Raw genomic sequence first — 17289 nt, forward strand, 5'->3', positions numbered from 1 at the left:
TGGGCATCCCGGCATGGATGCCGGGATAGCCGCGCTGGGCCATGGATGGCCCTTCGCGGCGGGCCCACGGAGCAATGCCGGAGTGAGGGCACACCGAGCCTAGGCGAGGTGCCGAGTGGTGGGGCAGGAGCGCTTTGGTTACTTTCGACTGGGCCGGCTTCCGGGCTTTTCGAAAGTGACCCGCCGTCAGGGCGGAACCCTAAGTGGCCGTTACCGCAGCAACGGATATACACCCAAAACCAAGCCCAAAACCAAGCCCCCAAAAAAAACGGCGCCTCCCTCTTCAGGAAGCGCCGTTTTTTCTAGCGACTTAGGGCAGCAGCGTTACAGATTACAAATCCTTAACGGTACGAACCTGATCCTTGTTCACACGAGTCTGCTTGCCATCCAGTTGCTCGAATTCGTAGAAGCCGCTTTCTTCATTGTAACGTGGGGCATCGACGGTCTGGATTTCGCGACCGTCATTCAAGGTGATCACTGTTGGCGAAGCGCACCCGGCAAGGGTGGCGAGGCCCAGAGCGAGCATGAACGTGGCGAGGGTCCGTTGTGTCATGGTGTTTCTCCGAAATGGATTCTTCAAGTTACTGACCTTCAGACGTATACATCGCGCGCAAGTTCCTGGCTAGTGTCAATCTGACACGCCTTTGTGTCGGGCCAGTAACTCCGGTGTGTTCAGATTTGCCAGCCGCGGATCGTCGGCAGGGCATTGCAAGGCAACGGCGTGCAGCGCGCGCATGATGCGACCGGGGCTGCGTTCGCCTTCGCTCCAGGCCTGTTCGAAGCGTGCTGCCAGAGTCAACGGGATGACGCACAGCAACGGCTCCCAATGCTCGCCGTGGCGCACCATCAACGGTTGGTCGGGGTGCTGGCTGGCCGTCCTGCGCATGTTGTCGAGCAGGTTGGCGTCGATTTGCGGCACATCACACGGCAGCACCAGCAAATACGGATGCTTCGCAGCCTTGAGGCCTGCCCGGATGCCCGCCAGTGGCCCGGGAAAGTCGCCTTCCTCGTCATGCACCAACTGATCGGCATACGGTGCATAACGTTGCGCATTACGGTTGCAGGAGATGATCAGATCATCGCTCATGGCGCGGGTCTGGCGATGCAGATGGGCAATCAGCGGTTCGCCCTGCCACGGCACCAGGCCTTTGTCCTGGCCGCCCATGCGTTGTCCGCGCCCGCCCGCCAGGAGCAGGATGGAGCAGGGTGGCAGTGACGTGTTCGAGGTCATGGCGTGTCTCCGCACGGGCGAAAAAATGAAGCGCTGTGATATAACACCGGGCTGTTTCCTCCACAACTGGACGAGCCTATGAAAGCCAAGGCTGATGTACCTTTCGTGCCGCTCAATATCGCGGTGCTGACTGTCAGTGATACCCGTACCCTGGAAACCGATACGTCCGGGCAGGTCTTCGTCGATCGGCTCACGGCGGCCGGGCACAACCTGGCGGAGCGGGTCCTGCTCAAAGATGATTTGTACAAGATCCGCGCGCAAGTCGCGACCTGGATTGCCGAGGACGTGGTGCAGGTGGTGTTGATCACTGGCGGCACCGGCTTCACGGGGCGTGACAGTACGCCGGAAGCCGTCACGTGCCTGCTGGACAAGCAGGTCGATGGTTTTGGTGAGTTGTTCCGACAGATATCCGTGGCCGACATCGGTACTTCCACCGTGCAGTCCCGGGCGCTGGCTGGCCTGGCCAATGGCACGCTGGTGTGCTGCCTGCCGGGTTCGACCAATGCGGTGCGTACCGGATGGGATGGCATCCTGGCTGAACAACTGGATGTGCGGCATCGGCCGTGCAACTTCGTGGCTCATTTGAAACAGGCAGCGCCTTGTGAATCCCGTGGGTAAACCGGGCAAGGCCGGGGCCTTGATGGCCGTTGAGGTCGCGTTGGAGCGACTGCTCGAGATGGCGGCGGCCACGCCGATTGTCCAGCGCGAGCATTTGCCGTTGGCCGCGGCGCTAGGGCGAGTGCTCGCCGAGGATCTGGTGTCGACCCTTGATTTGCCGCCATGGCCCAACAGCGCCATGGACGGCTATGCCTTGCGGCTGGCTGACGGGAATGGCGAGCCGTTGAGGGTCAGCCAGCGGATTTTTGCCGGGCAGGCCCCGGAGCCGCTGGCCGTTGGCACGTGCGCGCGAATCTTCACTGGGGCGCCAGTCCCGGCCGGCGCGGATTGCGTCGAGATGCAGGAAAATGCCGTGGTTGAAGACGACCAGCGGGTGCGCTTTACCGAGCGTATGGTCAGCGGGCAGAACATTCGCCCCCAGGGACAGGAGACCACCGTCGGGGAGCAGGTTCTCTCTGCTGGCACTCGCCTGGGGCCGATCGAGCTGGGGCTGGCGGCCTCCTTGGGCTGTGCATCGCTGGAGGTGGTGCGCAAGGTCCGCGTCGCAGTCCTGTCCACGGGGGATGAGCTGGTCGAACCCGGTCAGGCGCTGGGCCCAGGCCAGATCTATAACAGCAACCGCGTGCTGCTGTGTGGCTGGCTGCAACGCATGGGGTGTGAGGTGGTTGACGCGGGTATCCTGCCCGATGATTTATCGGCCACCCGCGAGCGCCTGGCACAGTTGTCAGATGTCGATCTGATCCTGTCCACCGGCGGGGTATCGGTGGGGGAGGCGGACTTCCTGGGCATCGCCTTGCGCGAGGACGGTGAGCTGGCGCTTTGGAAACTCGCCATCAAGCCGGGTAAGCCGCTGACGTTCGGGCATTACCGCGGCGTGCCGGTCATAGGCCTGCCTGGAAACCCGGCCTCCACCCTCGTGACTTTCGCATTGCTGGCAAGGCCTTACCTGCTGAGACGCCAGGGCGTTCAGTCGGTGGCGCCGCTCAAGTTCAAGGTGCCGGCCGGTTTCGCCTGGCCGAAGGCGGGCGCTCGACGAGAGTACTTGCGCGGCCGCATGGAGAATGGTCGAGCGATCATCTACCGAAATCAGAGCTCGGGTGTCCTGCGCAGCGCGGCCTGGGCCGAAGGGCTGGTCGAAGTGCTCGAGGGACGGACGCTGGTGGAGGGCGATGAAGTGGGCTTCATTCCCTTGAGTGAAGTCCTTGGCTAGCCCTGTGGCAGGTGTTCTGCGGCCCGAGTCGGATACTCGGGCCTGCATGCGTCTCACCCTTCATCGTGTGAGCAGCATCACCAACTGATCGAATCGATTGTTCGCAATCCAGCCCAGCAGTCCGAGCACCACCGCTGCAGCGCCAGCCGAGTAGGCCAGCCGGTGGCGGATCACCTTTACGTCGGTGCGAATTTCATCCATGTCTTTGCGGATGTATTTGAGGTGGATTTCCAGTTCAACGACGCGCGGTTCCAAATCAATTCCTCCAGCGGGATTACTGCAACTTTTGCATTCGTTCCGAGTATCGGCCCGCCCGTTCCCGAAGGACGGGCGCTGCCGGGGCAACAGTTTGTATTCACGGTTATGCATGGGACGGTTCATCCCCTTGGCCATAACTGTTCAAACGACTGATCCGGCCCCGACGGGCCGTGACGTATCCATCCATGGGTAAGTGCTTCCTTGTGTGATGAGGGTTTTAGCGTTCCAGCAGAACAGAAGGCCAAGGTCTCTCAATACCGCTAGAGGGTCAATTGAGCCGATTCGCCAGATCTTGTAAGAAAACTCTTCAAATCAAGGCGTATCGGTCGTGCGAGCTGCCCAACGGTTTTTCTCCCGGGGCAAACCTTCCTGCCTTTTTTAATGAATTGAGCTTCATCGAGGCTATTTCGGTCGAATGAGCGGTCACATTTCCTGAACCTTCCAATGACGGAGACAACGATGAGCAAAGGCAAGGCGCTGTTGATTTTGCATGGCAAGCAAGCGCTCAACGAAGAGGTTCGCACGGCGGTGATGCTCAAGCGCGAGCAGGGCTGGGACCTGGCGGTACGGTTGACCTGGGAAGCCGGTGATGCCCAACGATGCGTCGACGAGGCGCTGGAGGCCGGTTATACGCGACTGATCGCCGGCGGCGGCGATGGGACCTTGCGTGACATCGCCGAAGCGATCGTCCTCAAAGCGAGCGATGCCAGCCTGGTACTGCTGCCGCTGGGCACTGCCAACGATTTCGCCCGGGCCGCCGGCGTTCCGTTGGAGCCGGCGCAGGCCCTGGATTTGCTTGACGTTGCGCCACGGGCGGTGGATGTGGGCGAAGTCTGCGGCCGGATTTTCCTGAACATGGCCACTGGCGGTTTTGGCAGCCAGGTGACGGCGAACACCTCCGAGGACCTCAAGAAAGTCCTGGGGGGCGCGGCCTACCTGTTCACCGGCCTGTCGCGATTCAGTGAGCTGAGTGCCGCCTATGGTGAGTTGCAAGGCCCCGATTTCCACTGGCAGGGCGATTTGCTCGCGCTGGGTATCGGCAATGGTCGACAGGCGGGGGGAGGCCATGTGCTGTGCCCGCAGGCGTTGGCCGATGATGGGTTGCTGGACATCAGCATCCTGCCGGCGCCTCAGGAAGTGGTCAGTACGTTGAAGGACTTGCTGGCGGGCGGCCTGGGCATCGACAACATGTTTGTTCGCGCGCGCTTGCCATGGGTGGAGATCAAGGTCGCCCAAGGCCTGGATATCAATCTCGATGGCGAGCCGTTGCAGGTCGACGCCCTGCGTTTCACTGTCCGCCCGAAGGCACTGCGCGTGCATCTGCCGTCCGATTCGCCGCTGTTGGGCGGTGCGGCTGCGCTCAATCGTCCAGGCTGATGATTTTTTCGCGCACCGCGAACAGCACCAGGCCGGCCACGTCATGGATCTGCAGGCGCTTCATGACTTGCGCCCGGTGGGTTTCGACGGTCTTGATGCTCAGGTTCAGGCCGTTGGCAATTTCCCGGGTGGACTTGCCGCGTACGATCAATCGCAGTATTTCCAGTTGGCGTGCTGTCAGGTTATGGGCCTGGGCGGGGGCCGGCTGGTGCTTCTGGACGCGAGTCAGCGCCTGGTTGATCACGGTGTGGGCGATGGCCGGGCTCAGGTAGCGTTCATTGTTGCGCAACGCCTCCAGGGCGTGTTTCAGCTCATTGGCAGTGGTGTCCTTGAGCAGATAGCCATGGGCTCCGGATTCCAGCGCCTGCATGATCAGCGCCGGATCCGTATGCATGGACAGGATCAGCACCTTGCTGTGGGGGCGCACTCGCTTGAGCTGTAGCAGGGCGTCCAGGCCGCTGGTGTGCTTCATGGAGATGTCCAGCAGTACGATATCGGGGTTCAGCCGTTCGACCAATTCCACCAATTGCGTGCCATCACTGGCCTCGCCGATGACGGCATAACCGGGGATATCCATGACCAGCGCGCGTACGCCGGCCCTGATCAGGGAATGGTCATCTACCAGAAGCAAATTACAAATCAAAGGAGAACCTTATTCTTACTGGCTCGTTCCAGGGCACGCGGTGCCCAGGGAAAGCGTGCTTCGATGTGCGTGCCTTTGCCGGCCTCGCTGATGACCTTGAGGGTGCCGCCCAATTGTTCGACTCGCTCCAACATGCCGGCCATGCCCCGTTGACCTTCGCGCGCGGGGTGGGTGGCCGGGACAAACCCCAGGCCATCGTCGCTGATCTCCAGGGTCAGGCCGTCGGGCAGGCGTTGCAGGCGTACCAGCAGATTCGTCGCCCGCGCATGACGCAAGATGTTGGTGACCGCTTCCTGGGTGATCCGGAACACCGCGACCGACATTTCCTCGGGGATGCCTGCCATACGCTGTTGGCAATCGAGGCTCCATTTCACCGGGACGTTGGCCAGCGTCTTGAGCAGGTGTGCCCGCAGGCTGGCTTCAAGTCCGAGGCTGGTCAGTTCCCTGGGGTTGAGGATCGCCGATACATCGCGGACCTTGTTGAGGGTTTCGTCCAGGATCTCGCAGAGCAGCGCGCATTGGCCTTGCAATTCTTCCGGCATCCGTCGCTTGAGCCATTCGCCTTGCAGTTTCGCCGCGGTCAGCAACTGGCCAATGTCGTCGTGCAATTCGCGGCTCAGACGATGGCGCTCGTTTTCCTGCACTTCAAGTAATCGGTCGGCCAGTTCCTGGGGCTGGAACTTGATGGATTTGCGCGACAATCGATGGTGGATCCAGACACAGGTCATGGCTGCGACATTCAGTGCCAACAGGCTCAACGGCACCGTATGGGCGAACAGGTAGGCCAGCAGGCTGCCGAGGGTCGAGCAGACGCACAACAATAATGTGAAGCGACGGGCGTTTTCTCGGGAGGGAGGCCAGGTGATGAATGACTTGAGGCTGGCGTACATAGCGGATGGAGCCAATGAATGTTCGCTGCGGGCAGGCCGGTCAGCGCATCTGACAGGCCGGTCGGGTAAACGTTTCAGGTCGAGGGCGGCTTCGGTTGGCGGCTTTTACGGCGCTGTCTTGAAGTGGCTGACGCGCGAGATGGTACCACTTCGCTTATCGTTGGTCGCGCTCGGCATGGCGCGGCGAAAGCACCATGGGCCGGGCGCGCCGCATTGAGCCGATATCATCGCATCAGGCTTGTTTCTGGGAGTAGGGTATCAACGCCAGCGGACGTGGCGCTGCCAATGCCTGGCCAGGACACTGGCCTACCTGGAAAGCAAATGCCTCGATCAACGAGATCTGTTCACTGCTGTCCAGGCTCAACTGGCCTGTGGTGTGATCGACCAGTTCCAGTTGCCAGGCCATCAGGGTCAAGCAATCCTTCAGGGCGTCCAAGGCCTGGTCATGCAACTCCATGTGGTTTTGCGCGTGATTGAGCAAACCATGGATATGCAGTGAAAACTCCGAAACGGCTTCCAGCGCCAGGGCATTGGCCTTGTTCGAGAGTTTCAGCAAGGTGCTGAGCATGCAATCGATGGCGTCCTTGTCGTTGTTGATCAATTGCAGATGGCTCAGGCATTCCTCCGACTTGGCCAACAGCGTCTCGGCTTCGATCAGAAGTTCGGGAAGACGCTGACTCCAGTTCCTACGATCGTTCGGCATGCTTATCTCCACAACATCATGTCAGGCGAAAGAAAACCGCTTATGGCGAACGGCTGGATCTCAAGGTCGATTGCGGACGGACGCACGGCGACACGCCCCTGCCGTTCAGCGAAAGTGAATTCGCAAACAATTGCACGGGTGGGATCGGCCGAAAGACTGGAGGTCCGATGTCCAATGGTCGCGCACAAAAGCCTGACTCCGTTCAGCAATGAGAATGGCGTCACATTAATGGCTATTGGATAACGGGAATATCAGGTTGGACCTGATTGTGCCTAGGGGAATCCCTTAGGCAGCGGAACTTTGCGCGCAAACCTGGGTCGCGCGGCGAGGGAAATCGCAGATGAAGTTGCGAAGCCAGTAAAGCATGATGTTAATGTGACATCAATGCCCCCTCACTTGTATTTTATCCGGGGTCAAGATTCGGTTGGTGCAGCCGATATCTGTTTTATTGGATTCATCCGAACAAGCCCAGGAGTCATCGATGGCCGGCATTCTCGACACAGTAGATCAACGAACCCAACTGGTGGGTGAGAATCGCCTGGAAATTCTCATGTTCCGCCTGGCGGGGCGGCAGTTGTTCGCCATTAACGTGTTCAAGGTCCAGGAAGTCCTGCAACTGCCGAAGCTGACCTTGATGCCGCAGCGCCATCCGTTCGTGTGCGGCGTGGTCAATCTGCGGGGCCAGACGTTGCCGGTGATCGACCTGTCCCAGGCCATTGGCATGCGTCCGCTGGTGCCAGGTCCTAACAGCACCATTATCGTGACCGAATACAATCGCTCGGTTCAGGCATTTTTGGTGGGCGGTGTCGACCGCATCGTCAACATGAACTGGGAAGCCATCCTGCCACCGCCGACCAGCGCCGGCCGTGAGCACTACCTGACGGCCATCAGCAAGGTGGACGATCAGTTGGTGGAAATCATCGACGTGGAAAAAGTCCTGGCCGAAATCGTGCCGTACAACGCCAAGGTCTCCCGGGACAAACTCGAAGACCCGGTGCTGGAGCGCGCCCGAGGCCGCGAAGTGCTGCTGGTGGACGACTCCAACGTCGCGCTCTCGCAACTGCGCGATACCCTCGGGCAACTGGGCGTGAAAATGCACATCGCCAGCGACGGCCTCAAAGCCCTGAACATGCTCAAGGCCTGGGCCGATACCGGCGAGGTGATGACCGATAAATTGCTGATGATCTTCACCGACGCGGAAATGCCGGAAATGGACGGCTACCGCCTGACCACCGAAATCCGCAACGATCCGCGTTTGCGTGGGCTCTATGTCGTACTGCACACCTCGTTGTCCGGCAGCTTCAACGATTCGATGGTCAAGAAGGTCGGGTGCGACAACTTCCTCTCCAAATTCCAGCCGGACAAGCTGGTCGACGTGGTGCGTCAGCGGCTGATGCTCGACTGAAGCCGAGGATGGTTTGCTTCGATGGCCGGCTCGTATAAGGTGGCATTTTTTCGCCACCAGGGAAGTTGACCATGTTGCGGCTGAGCGCGCTGTATCGGTATCCGTTGAAGTCCGGCCAGGGCCAGCCCCTGCAAGGGATTGGGCTGGACAAGCTGGGATTGGACGGTGATCGGCGCTGGATGCTGGTGGATGAGGGCACGGGTCGTTTCCTGACCCAGCGCGCCGTGGCGAAGATGAGCCAGCTCTCAGCCTTGTGGAACGAAGCGGGCGGCCTGACGCTCAGCGCGCCGGGCCATGGCGCCATCGACGTGCCGCTGCCGCCAACCCAGGAAGAGCAGCGGCGCGCAGTGATCATCTGGCGTGACACCTTGCGCGTGCCGGATGCCGGTGACGAGGCCGCGGCCTGGGTCAGCGAATTCATCGGCACCCCCACGCGGCTGGTGCACGTGCCGGTGGAACTGGCGCGCACCACGGCAGCCGGTTATGGCAAGGACGACGACAAGGTCGCCTTTGCCGATGGTTTCCCCCTGCTGCTGATTGGCCAGGCGTCCTTGCAGGACCTGTCGAGCCGGGTTGGTCGTTCGCTGGAAATGTTGCGCTTTCGTCCCAACCTGGTGATCGAGGGCAGCGAGGCGTTTGCCGAGGACGTCTGGAAGCGCATTCGTATCGGTGAGGTGGAGTTCCGGCTGGTCAAGCCATGCTCGCGCTGCATCATGACCACGGTCGATCCGCAAACCGGCGAACGCGATCCGAATCGCGAACCCTTTGCCACCTTGCAGCAATACCGTTCGACACCGGACGGTGCGATGTTCGGCCAGAACCTGGTCAACGACAGCAACGGTCGGCTTGAAGTCGGCATGCCGGTTGAAGTGCTCGAATAAAAAGATCCGTGAATAAAAATGTGTGGCGAGGGGATTTATCCCCGCTGGGCTGCGAAGCAGCCCCAGACCTGCCGCCCTCTGTGTATCAGGCTGATTGTGTTCAGCCTTTTTGGGGCTGCTGCGCAGCCCAGCGGGGATAAATCCCCTCGCCACAGATGAGCGGCGTATCTATGCCACAGAATCAGCCGCGGTACTCACACAGGTAAGCGGTATCGACGGCCACTTTGAGCTGGAACTTGCTGTTGGCCGGGACATTGAACTGGCTGCCGGCCTCGAAGGTTTCCCAGTCGGTGCTGTCAGGCAGTTTCACGGTCAGGGCGCCGGAGACCACGTGCATGATTTCCCGTTGGGCCGTGCCGAACTCATATTCGCCCGGTGCCATGACGCCGATGGTCGCAGGGCCTTCGGCAGTGCCAAAAGCGATCGACTTGACGGTGCCGTCGAAGTACTCGTTGACTTTAAACATGGGCGATTCCTCGAAAAAGGGGCTGGAAAAGGCCGGTCAGTATGCACAAGGCTGCAACATTCGTCATCTGCCGCACCAGCAGGTGGCAGGCGTTCAACCCGGAAGCACCAGGGGCAACAACCGCGCGGTGTTGCGCGCGTCTTCCAGCGCACGGTGCTGTTGACCGCAGAATTGCAGGCCAGCCAGTTGCAGCGCGCCATTGAGCCCCAGCGGTCGCTCCAGTCGACGGACCTTGGCGAAGCGTTGCTTGAGGTTCATGTGCGGCACCTGGCCGAGGACACTGTGCAACTGCTGGTGCTGCCATTCCTGAAGCAGTTGCTTGCGGTCGTAATCGCCCCAACTGACCCAGCTTTCCAGCTTCGACTGATACGGCGCCAGCCAGCGCTCGAACGCCGGCCAGACCTCGCTCAAGGGCGCGGCACCGTCGATATTGGCCTGGGTGATGTGGGTCAGTTCGCGACAGAAGGGCGTGAGCAGCGGCCGCCTCAGGGGCCGCACGAAACGCTGGAAATGATCCACCTCGCGACCGTCACGATTCACCAGCGTGGCGCCGATTTCGATAATTTCCATTTCGGTTACCGGCCAGCCACCTTCATCGGTGGTGGCCTCCAGATCAATCACCAGCCAGTGAGGCATTGCAGGGTTCCCGGTATCGGCGTGCTGATGGGTTTGAGCGTAGTCAAACCCGCGGCATCCGACTAGTGGGCTGTTTCAACGCGCAACAAAACCTGGCGGTTTTTCACCTGGTCACCCCGCGTGACCTGCAATTGCCTGACCACGCCGTCGACGCCGGCCTTGAGTGGGTGCTCCATTTTCATGGCCTCAAGCACCATCAGCAGCTGGCCTTGGCGCACTGGGCTGCCTTCGCGGACCAGCAGCTCGACAATGGCGCCGTCCATTGGCGCCTTGAGCGTGCCATCGCTAGGGCTGGCCTTGGCGGCGATGGCGGCCAGGGTCCGATCTTGCAGGTGCAGGCCGCCAGGGCGGGTGAACAGCCAGAGATCGTTGCCATCGAGGCGCCAGGCATGGCGCTGGCGAATCCCGTCGATGATCAGCGTTGCGCCATACGTGTCAGCGTCGAGCAGCCTCAGTTCGATCAAGCGCCCGGCACTGCGGATGTGCAGTGTCCCGTCGGTTTTGGCCTCAAGGCTCAGCGCCCAGTCGTGCTCGTCGATGCCGATTCGATAATGCAGCGCCGCGCCGAGGCTGTTGCGCCATCCGCCAAGGTCGGGGGCATGCCGTGTTTGCGAGGCCTGATAGAACGCCGCCGTGGCAATGGCGAGTTGTTCGGCAGAGGGCTCAAGGGGCAAGAGCGCCGCATGATTGGCTAAGTGCTGCCCGATGAAACCGGTGCCGAAGGCGCCGTCGATGAACCGCGGATGTGCCAGCAACCCGGCGAGCAAGCGCTGGTTGCTCTGGACGCCAAGCAATACGCAATCTTCCACCGCTCGCAACAACTTGCGCCGGGCCTCCTCACGGGTGGCACCGTGGACGATGAGCTTGCCCAGCATCGAATCGTAGAACGGGGTGATGGCTTGGCCCTCCAGCAGGCCATGGTCGATTCGCACGCCGTCCTGTATAGGCGGCTCCCAACCGATCAGCCGCCCGGTCTGGGGCAGGAAATCCGCCGCCGGGTCCTCGGCGTACAGCCGCACTTGCATGGCATGGCCGCTGAGCGTCACCTGCTCCTGGCGCAGGGGCAGGGGCCTGCCGGCGGCGACGTCCAATTGCCAGGCCACCAGATCCAGGCCGGTGATCAACTCGGTGACTGGGTGTTCGACCTGCAGGCGCGTGTTCATCTCCAGGAAGTAAAACCGACCGTCCGCAGCGAGCAGGAACTCCACGGTCCCGGCACCGACATAATTCACTGCGCGTCCGGCCTTGAGTGCTGCGTCGCCCATGGCCTGGCGCAGATCAGTGGTCATGACCGGGCAGGGCGCTTCCTCGATGACTTTCTGGTGGCGCCGCTGGATCGAGCAGTCCCGTTCGCCCAAATGGATCAGCTGGCCATGGTGGTCGCCGAAAATCTGCACTTCCACATGCCGCGGATCGATCAAGGCCTGTTCGAGGATCAACTCGTCGTTGCCAAAACCGTGCAGGGCCTCCGAGCGCGCACTGCGTAACTGCTCCAGCAGGTCTTCGGCGCGCTGGACCAGGCGCATGCCTCGACCGCCGCCACCGGCGCTGGCCTTGATCATCAATGGGTAGCCAATGCGCCCGGCTTCGCGCTGCAGCGTGTCGTCGTCCTGGGCGGCGCCCTGGTAACCGGCGATGCAGGGAACGCCGGCTTCAATCATGGCGATTTTTGCCCGGCGCTTGCTGCCCATCAGGTCGATGGCTTCGGGGCTGGGGCCGATGAACACGATGCCGGCCGCTTCGCAGGCCTTGGCAAACCCGGCATTTTCCGAAAGAAAGCCGTAGCCGGGATGGATCGCATCGGCCCCGCAGCGCCGGGCTGCATCGAGCATGGCCGAGGGGTTGAGGTAGGACTGCTGCACCGCGGCTGGGCCGATCAACACCGCTTCATCGGCCATGCGCACGTGCAGCGCCTCGGCGTCGGCCTCGCTGAACACCGCCACCGTGCGATAGCCCAGGGCCTGGGCGGTGCGCTGGATCCGGCAGGCGATTTCGCCGCGGTTGGCGATGAGGATTTTGCTGAAGGCGGGCATGGGGTTCATTCCTGGGTTTTTGTGGTGTCTGTTTGGGCCTCATCGCGAGCAAGCTTTGCTCCCACAGGTGAATGCACTCACTGGGCATTGTGGGAGCAAAGCTTGCTCGCGATGGCGGTCTGGCAGGCGATGTACTCAGTTGTGCTTCCCCGGCAAAATCCCCATGAGCTTGCAGATGATGCCCAGCATGATCTCGTCCGCACCGGCACCGATGGACACCAGCCGCACGTCGCGATAGGCCCGGGCGACCGGGTTGTCCCACATGAAGCCCATGCCGCCCCAGTACTGCAGGCAACTGTCGGTGGTTTCCCGGGCCAGGCGCCCGGCCTTGAGCTTGGCCATCGACGCCAGCCGCGTGACGTCCTGGCCGTTGATGTACTGCTCGGTGGCCTGGTAGACCAGCGCCCGCAGGCATTCGATCTCGCTGGCCAGTTCCGCCAGGCGAAAGTGGATCACCTGGTTGTCGATCAGGGCCGCGCCGAAAGTCTTGCGTTCCTTGCAGTACGCGATGGTGCTGTCGATGCAATGCTCCAGGCCCTTGAGCATGTTGGCCGCGCCGAACAGGCGTTCTTCCTGGAACTGCAGCATCTGCATCATGAACCCGGCGCCTTCCTGGCCGATGCGATTGCGTTGTGGCACTCGCACGTCGTCGAAAAACACCTGGGCGGTTTCCGAGCTGCGCATGCCGAGTTTGTCCAGGTGCTGGCCGAGGCTGATGCCGGGGCTGTGCATCGGCACCATGATCAGCGATTTGTTGACGTGGGGCTTGTCGTCCGAGGTGTTGGCCAGCAGGCAAATGAAATCGGCGCTGGGTGCATTGGTGATCCACATCTTGCTGCCGTTGATGACGTAGTCGTCGCCGTCCTTGCGCGCCGTGGTCTTGAGCCCGGCGACGTCGGAGCCGGCGCCGACCTCCGAGACGCCGATGCAGCCGACCTGTTCGCCGCGTATGGCCGGGCGCAGGAACGCTTCACGCAACTCATCGGAACCGAAGCGGGCCAGGGCCGGGGTGCACATGTCGGTCTGGACGCCGATGGACATGGGCACGCCGCCGCAATGAATGGTGCCGAATTCCTCGGCCGCGACGATCGAATAGCTGTAGTCCAGGCCCATGCCGCCGAAGGCAGCTGGTTTGGAAATGCCCAGCAGTCCCAGCTCGCCGGCCTTGCGGAAAACCTCGTGGATGGGAAAACGCCCGGCTTTCTCCCATTCGTCGACGTAAGGGTTGATGTCATGCTCGACAAACTGGCGAACGGTGCGCCGCAGTGCTTCGTGTTCCTGGGTGAAGATCATTTTTAGTGTTCTCCTGTGAGCCGTGGAGCGTCCTCAGAAACGGGCCACGCCGAAGCTGTTGGCTTGCAGTGGCCGCTGCTCGGCCTGGTGACAGATGTCCAGCAGCAAGCCCAGCAAAGTGCGGGTGTCGCGCGGGTCGATGAGCCCGTCGTCCCACAGGCTGGCGCTGCCGTAGAGGGCGGTGGACTGGCTGTCGAGTTTCTGCGCGGTGGTTTGCTCGAGCAGGTCCAGCATCTTCGGGTCGGGGGTCAGACCGTTCTTGATCTGCGTGGCCTCGGTGACCATGCGCAGGACCTTGCCGGCCTGGGCGCCGCCCATCACCGCCGTATGGCTGTTGGGCCAGGCGAAGATGAAGCGTGGGTCCAGCCCACGGCCGCACATCGCGTAATTGCCGGCGCCGTAGGAGCCGCCCACCACGACGGTCAGCTTGGGCACTCGGGCATTGGCCACCGCCTGGATCATCTTGGCACCATGCTTGATCACCCCTTGTCGCTCCGACTCGGTGCCGACCATGAACCCGGTGGTGTTGTGCAAAAACAGCAGCGGCGTACGGCTCTGGTCGCACAACTGGATGAACTGCGCGGCCTTGCTGGCGCCTTGGGGGGTGATCGGTCCGTTGTTGCCGATCAAGCCACAGGCATGGCCGCGAATGTGCAGGTGGCCGCAAATCGTCTGGGCGTCGAACTCGCTTTTGAAGGCCAGGAAATTCGAGCCGTCGGCGATGCGGGCGATGATTTCCTGCACGTCATAGGGTTTCTTCGGGTCGTCGGGGATCAGTCCCAATAATTCTTCGGCGGGGTAGAGCGGCTCCGTCCAGCTCCGTTCGGGCTGTGGCGGCAGTTGCGCATTCCAGGGCAGCAGGCTGAGGATCTCCCGGGCCAGGCGCACGCCGTCGGCGTCGTTCTCGGCCAGGTATTCGGCGGTGCCCGCCACCTGCGCATGCATCTGCGCACCGCCCAGTTCCTCCTCGCTGGCCACTTCGCCGGTCGCCGCCTTGAGCAACGGCGGCCCGGCCAGGAACAGCCGCGCTTTGTCGCGCACCACCACCACGTAATCCGACAAACCCGGCTGATAGGCGCCACCGGCCGTGGCCGAGCCATGCACCACGGTGATCTGCGGCAGGCCCATGGCCGACATGCGCGCCTGGTTGGCGAAGCAGCGCGCGCCTTCGACGAAAATCTGCGCGGCGTAATTGAGATTGGCGCCGCCACTTTCGGCGAGGGTGATGACCGGCAGTTTGTTTTCCATGGCGATCTGTTGCAGGCGCAGAGTCTTGTACAAGCCGCTGGGGGAAATCGTGCCGCCCTTGATTGCGCTGTTGTTGGCCACCACCAACGCCCGCACCCCGGACACGTAGCCGATCCCGGCGATCAGGCCGCCGCCGGCCTGGCTGCCGTCCTTGTCGTCATGGCGTTTGTAGCCGGCCAGGCTCGCCAGCTCGAGAAACGGCGCGCCGGGGTCGAGCAGCAAGTTCAAACGCTGGCGCGGCAACAGTTGGCCGCGCTGGTCGAACTTGCCCTGGGCCTGGGCGGCTTTCTCCAGCACGGCCTGTTCGAGTTGGCGCAAATGTTCGACGCCGGCCAGCATCGCCGCGTGGTTGCGCGTGAAGTCAGCGCTATGGGGATCAAGGTGCGATTCGATGACTGGCATGCAAACTCCTTTCAAACGGATTAGCGCAAAATCGCCCCCCCTGTAGGAGCTGCCGAAGGCTGCGATCTTTTGATCTTGATTTTTATCTTTCGCTCGCGACTCAATTGTCCGGGACAAGATCGCAGCCTCGTTGCACTCGTCAGCTCCTACGGGTCAGGCATGCATCAGGGCGGTGTGGGGAGGCGTTGACCCGGTCGGCAATCTGTTGCGGCACCGGAATCTGAATTTCCAGCAACTGCTGGGCGAACGCCTTGCCCTGGGGATCGATGCGCAGGCTGGCGACACCGCCGCCGCCGAGGGCGTTTTCCAGCAGGAAATTCAAACTGTGGGTGCCCGGTAGGTACCAGCGTTCGATCCGGCCCAACCGCGGGTCGAGCACGTGGCTCATCCAGTCGACCATCACCTCCGGCGTCAGCGCTTCGGCGATCCAGGGCAGGTATTCGGGTTCACGGGCGATCACGCCAATGTTGCTGTGGTTGCCCTTGTCGCCGGAGCGCGCCACCGCCAGTTTGACCAGCGGTACGCTGGCATCGGCCCGGCCCTGGGGTTTGGGCACATTCGGGGCGACCGGCAGATCGACGGTGTGCAGCGGTGCGAAAGTGGGCAGGGGGCAAGGGTGACGCTGGCCGTCGAGTTCGATGTCGAGCCGGCAAGTGGCTTTGTCGATCAGGAACGAGAACAGGCGAATCAACGGCGACACCGTCGGCCGGCCACCGACCAGCCCTGTCAGCCCCGGCGCCATGCCGGTGGCGGCTTGGGCGATCTCCCTGGAAAACAGCACCAGCGGCTGTTTCTCCGGGTGCCGAACCGCCAGCTTGATCACCACCTCACGGCTGTCCCGGCGCTGGCCGTGCTGGCCGTAAGTAGCTTCGCTGCCCAGCAGTTCGATGTTCACTTCGCTGTAGGGCGCCCAGCCTCGTTGGCTGAAAATCTGTGAGGTCTTGGTGACGATTGCCTGACTGACCCGTTCAGCCTTGGCCACCGCATCAATGCCGGCGATCAGGCAGGTGGCGGTGCAGCGCCAGCCGTCCGGCCAGGTGGCGCTGACCTTGTATTGATCGGTGGGCGGCAAGCCCTTGGCGCCGTGGACGTGCACGGCGTGTTTGCCTTGCTGGATCAACCTGACCTGGCTGAAATCACAGATCACGTCCGGCAACAGATAGCCTTGCGGGTCGCCGATTTCGTAGAGCAACTGCTCGCCGACGGTCAATGGCGTGACCAATCCGCCGCTGCCTTCGGTTTTGGTAACCGTGAACTGGCCGTCGGCGCTGACCTCAACGATGGGAAAGCCGATGTGTTCATAACCCGGGACTTGCTGCCAGTCGGTGAAGTTGCCGCCCGTGCACTGGGCGCCGCACTCGATCAGGTGCCCGGCCAATGCGGCCTGGGCCAATCGGTCGTAATCGTCCCAGGCCCAGCCGAATTCATGCACCAGGGCGGCGCTGACCACGGCGCTGTCCACCACGCGGCCGGTGATCACGACATCGGCCCCCAGGCGCAACGCCTCGACGATGCCGGGCGCGCCGAGGTAGGCGTTGATGGACACGCACGCGGGCGGCAGGGGCTCGCCACTGAACATTTCACGGATGCCCTGGGCGGCGAGCCGTTCGAATTGCGGTTGCAGGTCATCGCCCAGCAGCACGGCGATCTTCAACGGCACGCCCGCCTGGTCGCAGGCGGCTTGCAGGGCCTTCGCACAAGCCTGGGGATTGACCCCGCCGGCGTTGCTGATCACGCGCACCCCATCGTCATACAAACGCCGTAGCAGCGGTGTGAGGACCTCGATGAAGTCCGTGGCATAGCCGCTTGAAGAATCCTTCAGCCGCGCTCCCGCCATGATCGACATCGTCACCTCGGCCAGGTAGTCGAATACCAGGTAATCCAGCGCCCCGCCCTCGACCAGTTGCGCCGCCGCAGTACAGGTATCGCCCCAAAAGGCGCTGGCGCAACCGATTCGGATCGTTTTGGGCATGGCGCTCCCTCCGGCAAAGGTGG

At 62.1% G+C, this 17289-nt stretch carries 17 protein-coding genes; 5 read left to right on the forward strand and 12 right to left on the reverse strand.

Annotated elements, in window-relative coordinates:
- Positions 1 to 331: 331 nt before the first annotated feature.
- The gene (locus tag B0E42_RS01775; protein ID WP_018603169.1) at positions 332 to 553 is read right to left on the reverse strand and encodes a YgdI/YgdR family lipoprotein; all 222 of its coding nucleotides are present in this window, start codon (positions 551 to 553) and stop codon (positions 332 to 334) included.
- A 75-nt stretch (positions 554 to 628) separates the two neighbouring features.
- A complete protein-coding gene (gene mobA, locus B0E42_RS01780) occupies positions 629 to 1231 on the reverse strand; it encodes a molybdenum cofactor guanylyltransferase MobA (protein WP_018603171.1) in 603 nt (200 codons plus the stop codon).
- A gap of 78 nt (positions 1232 to 1309) precedes the next feature.
- Between mobA and moaB the strand changes: the two genes are divergently transcribed.
- Both moaB and glp read left to right on the forward strand, forming a co-directional pair.
- Positions 1310 to 1849: a molybdenum cofactor biosynthesis protein B gene (moaB, locus tag B0E42_RS01785; RefSeq protein ID WP_003183685.1), complete on the forward strand. Its 540-nt coding sequence runs from the start codon at positions 1310 to 1312 to the stop codon at positions 1847 to 1849.
- Between the two features lie 22 nt (positions 1850 to 1871).
- Positions 1872 to 3059 (forward strand): gephyrin-like molybdotransferase Glp, encoded by a 1188-nt coding sequence (gene glp, locus B0E42_RS01790; RefSeq protein WP_168188488.1) that lies wholly within the window; start codon positions 1872 to 1874, stop codon positions 3057 to 3059.
- 60 nt (positions 3060 to 3119) lie between these two features.
- Here glp and B0E42_RS31390 read toward each other — a convergent pair whose 3' ends face one another.
- Complete coding sequence (locus B0E42_RS31390; RefSeq protein WP_256578264.1) at positions 3120 to 3428, reverse strand: hypothetical protein; 309 nt, start codon at positions 3426 to 3428, stop codon at positions 3120 to 3122.
- A 348-nt stretch (positions 3429 to 3776) separates the two neighbouring features.
- On the opposite strand from B0E42_RS31390, the gene yegS reads away from it, so the two are divergent.
- On the forward strand, positions 3777 to 4694 hold the full coding sequence (gene yegS, locus B0E42_RS01800; protein ID WP_053181548.1) for a lipid kinase YegS: 918 nt from the start codon (positions 3777 to 3779) through the stop codon (positions 4692 to 4694).
- Here yegS and B0E42_RS01805 read toward each other — a convergent pair.
- The 3 genes from B0E42_RS01805 to B0E42_RS01815 form a co-directional block, all read right to left on the reverse strand.
- Positions 4678 to 5337: a response regulator transcription factor gene (locus B0E42_RS01805; RefSeq protein WP_053181546.1), complete on the reverse strand. Its 660-nt coding sequence runs from the start codon at positions 5335 to 5337 to the stop codon at positions 4678 to 4680. The genes yegS and B0E42_RS01805 overlap by 17 nt on opposite strands.
- Positions 5334 to 6227 (reverse strand): sensor histidine kinase, encoded by an 894-nt coding sequence (locus tag B0E42_RS01810; RefSeq protein ID WP_018603179.1) that lies wholly within the window; start codon positions 6225 to 6227, stop codon positions 5334 to 5336. The genes B0E42_RS01805 and B0E42_RS01810 overlap by 4 nt, the downstream gene beginning before the upstream one ends.
- 232 nt (positions 6228 to 6459) lie before the next feature.
- The gene (locus tag B0E42_RS01815) at positions 6460 to 6930 is read right to left on the reverse strand and encodes a hypothetical protein (RefSeq protein WP_018603181.1); all 471 of its coding nucleotides are present in this window, start codon (positions 6928 to 6930) and stop codon (positions 6460 to 6462) included.
- A gap of 481 nt (positions 6931 to 7411) precedes the next feature.
- Between B0E42_RS01815 and B0E42_RS01820 the strand changes: the two genes are divergently transcribed.
- On the forward strand, positions 7412 to 8335 hold the full coding sequence (locus B0E42_RS01820; RefSeq protein ID WP_003183670.1) for a chemotaxis protein CheV: 924 nt from the start codon (positions 7412 to 7414) through the stop codon (positions 8333 to 8335).
- A gap of 71 nt (positions 8336 to 8406) precedes the next feature.
- The gene (locus tag B0E42_RS01825; RefSeq protein WP_077505434.1) at positions 8407 to 9216 is read left to right on the forward strand and encodes an MOSC domain-containing protein; all 810 of its coding nucleotides are present in this window, start codon (positions 8407 to 8409) and stop codon (positions 9214 to 9216) included.
- Positions 9217 to 9397: 181 nt separating this feature from the next.
- On the opposite strand, the gene B0E42_RS01830 is transcribed toward B0E42_RS01825, so the two are convergent.
- The 6 genes from B0E42_RS01830 to B0E42_RS01855 all read right to left on the reverse strand — a co-directional run bounded on the left by B0E42_RS01830 (position 9398) and on the right by B0E42_RS01855 (position 17266).
- Positions 9398 to 9682: a pyrimidine/purine nucleoside phosphorylase gene (locus tag B0E42_RS01830; RefSeq protein ID WP_014337306.1), complete on the reverse strand. Its 285-nt coding sequence runs from the start codon at positions 9680 to 9682 to the stop codon at positions 9398 to 9400.
- A 93-nt stretch (positions 9683 to 9775) separates the two neighbouring features.
- The gene (locus tag B0E42_RS01835; protein ID WP_077505436.1) at positions 9776 to 10318 is read right to left on the reverse strand and encodes an exonuclease domain-containing protein; all 543 of its coding nucleotides are present in this window, start codon (positions 10316 to 10318) and stop codon (positions 9776 to 9778) included.
- 62 nt (positions 10319 to 10380) lie between these two features.
- Positions 10381 to 12351: an acetyl/propionyl/methylcrotonyl-CoA carboxylase subunit alpha gene (locus tag B0E42_RS01840; protein ID WP_077505438.1), complete on the reverse strand. Its 1971-nt coding sequence runs from the start codon at positions 12349 to 12351 to the stop codon at positions 10381 to 10383.
- Positions 12352 to 12486: 135 nt separating this feature from the next.
- Positions 12487 to 13644, reverse strand: a complete 1158-nt coding sequence (gene atuD / locus B0E42_RS01845) for a citronellyl-CoA dehydrogenase (RefSeq protein ID WP_077505440.1) — start codon at positions 13642 to 13644, stop codon at positions 12487 to 12489.
- Between the two features lie 33 nt (positions 13645 to 13677).
- Complete coding sequence (atuC, locus tag B0E42_RS01850) at positions 13678 to 15294, reverse strand: geranyl-CoA carboxylase subunit beta (RefSeq protein ID WP_077505442.1); 1617 nt, start codon at positions 15292 to 15294, stop codon at positions 13678 to 13680.
- 139 nt (positions 15295 to 15433) lie between these two features.
- Positions 15434 to 17266, reverse strand: coding sequence for an acyclic terpene utilization AtuA family protein (locus B0E42_RS01855; protein WP_077505444.1), 1833 nt, complete (start codon positions 17264 to 17266; stop codon positions 15434 to 15436).
- Positions 17267 to 17289: the final 23 nt, after the last annotated feature.

The organism is Pseudomonas sp. A25(2017) (genome assembly GCF_002001065.1).
GTDB lineage: Bacteria > Pseudomonadota > Gammaproteobacteria > Pseudomonadales > Pseudomonadaceae > Aquipseudomonas > Aquipseudomonas kilonensis.

What these genes read in the sequence shown, in the direction of transcription:
- B0E42_RS01775 (WP_018603169.1), bottom strand. Translation starts at nt 553, where the DNA reads ATGACACAACGGACCCTCGCCACGTTCATGCTCGCTCTGGGCCTCGCC.
- mobA (WP_018603171.1), bottom strand. Translation starts at nt 1,231, where the DNA reads ATGACCTCGAACACGTCACTGCCACCCTGCTCCATCCTGCTCCTGGCG.
- moaB (WP_003183685.1), top strand. Translation starts at nt 1,310, where the DNA reads ATGAAAGCCAAGGCTGATGTACCTTTCGTGCCGCTCAATATCGCGGTG.
- glp (WP_168188488.1), top strand. Translation starts at nt 1,872, where the DNA reads ATGGCCGTTGAGGTCGCGTTGGAGCGACTGCTCGAGATGGCGGCGGCC.
- B0E42_RS31390 (WP_256578264.1), bottom strand. Translation starts at nt 3,428, where the DNA reads ATGCATAACCGTGAATACAAACTGTTGCCCCGGCAGCGCCCGTCCTTC.
- yegS (WP_053181548.1), top strand. Translation starts at nt 3,777, where the DNA reads ATGAGCAAAGGCAAGGCGCTGTTGATTTTGCATGGCAAGCAAGCGCTC.
- B0E42_RS01810 (WP_018603179.1), bottom strand. Translation starts at nt 6,227, where the DNA reads ATGTACGCCAGCCTCAAGTCATTCATCACCTGGCCTCCCTCCCGAGAA.
- B0E42_RS01815 (WP_018603181.1), bottom strand. Translation starts at nt 6,930, where the DNA reads ATGCCGAACGATCGTAGGAACTGGAGTCAGCGTCTTCCCGAACTTCTG.
- B0E42_RS01820 (WP_003183670.1), top strand. Translation starts at nt 7,412, where the DNA reads ATGGCCGGCATTCTCGACACAGTAGATCAACGAACCCAACTGGTGGGT.
- B0E42_RS01825 (WP_077505434.1), top strand. Translation starts at nt 8,407, where the DNA reads ATGTTGCGGCTGAGCGCGCTGTATCGGTATCCGTTGAAGTCCGGCCAG.
- B0E42_RS01830 (WP_014337306.1), bottom strand. Translation starts at nt 9,682, where the DNA reads ATGTTTAAAGTCAACGAGTACTTCGACGGCACCGTCAAGTCGATCGCT.
- B0E42_RS01835 (WP_077505436.1), bottom strand. Translation starts at nt 10,318, where the DNA reads ATGCCTCACTGGCTGGTGATTGATCTGGAGGCCACCACCGATGAAGGT.
- B0E42_RS01840 (WP_077505438.1), bottom strand. Translation starts at nt 12,351, where the DNA reads ATGCCCGCCTTCAGCAAAATCCTCATCGCCAACCGCGGCGAAATCGCC.
- atuD (WP_077505440.1), bottom strand. Translation starts at nt 13,644, where the DNA reads ATGATCTTCACCCAGGAACACGAAGCACTGCGGCGCACCGTTCGCCAG.
- atuC (WP_077505442.1), bottom strand. Translation starts at nt 15,294, where the DNA reads ATGCCAGTCATCGAATCGCACCTTGATCCCCATAGCGCTGACTTCACG.
- B0E42_RS01855 (WP_077505444.1), bottom strand. Translation starts at nt 17,266, where the DNA reads ATGCCCAAAACGATCCGAATCGGTTGCGCCAGCGCCTTTTGGGGCGAT.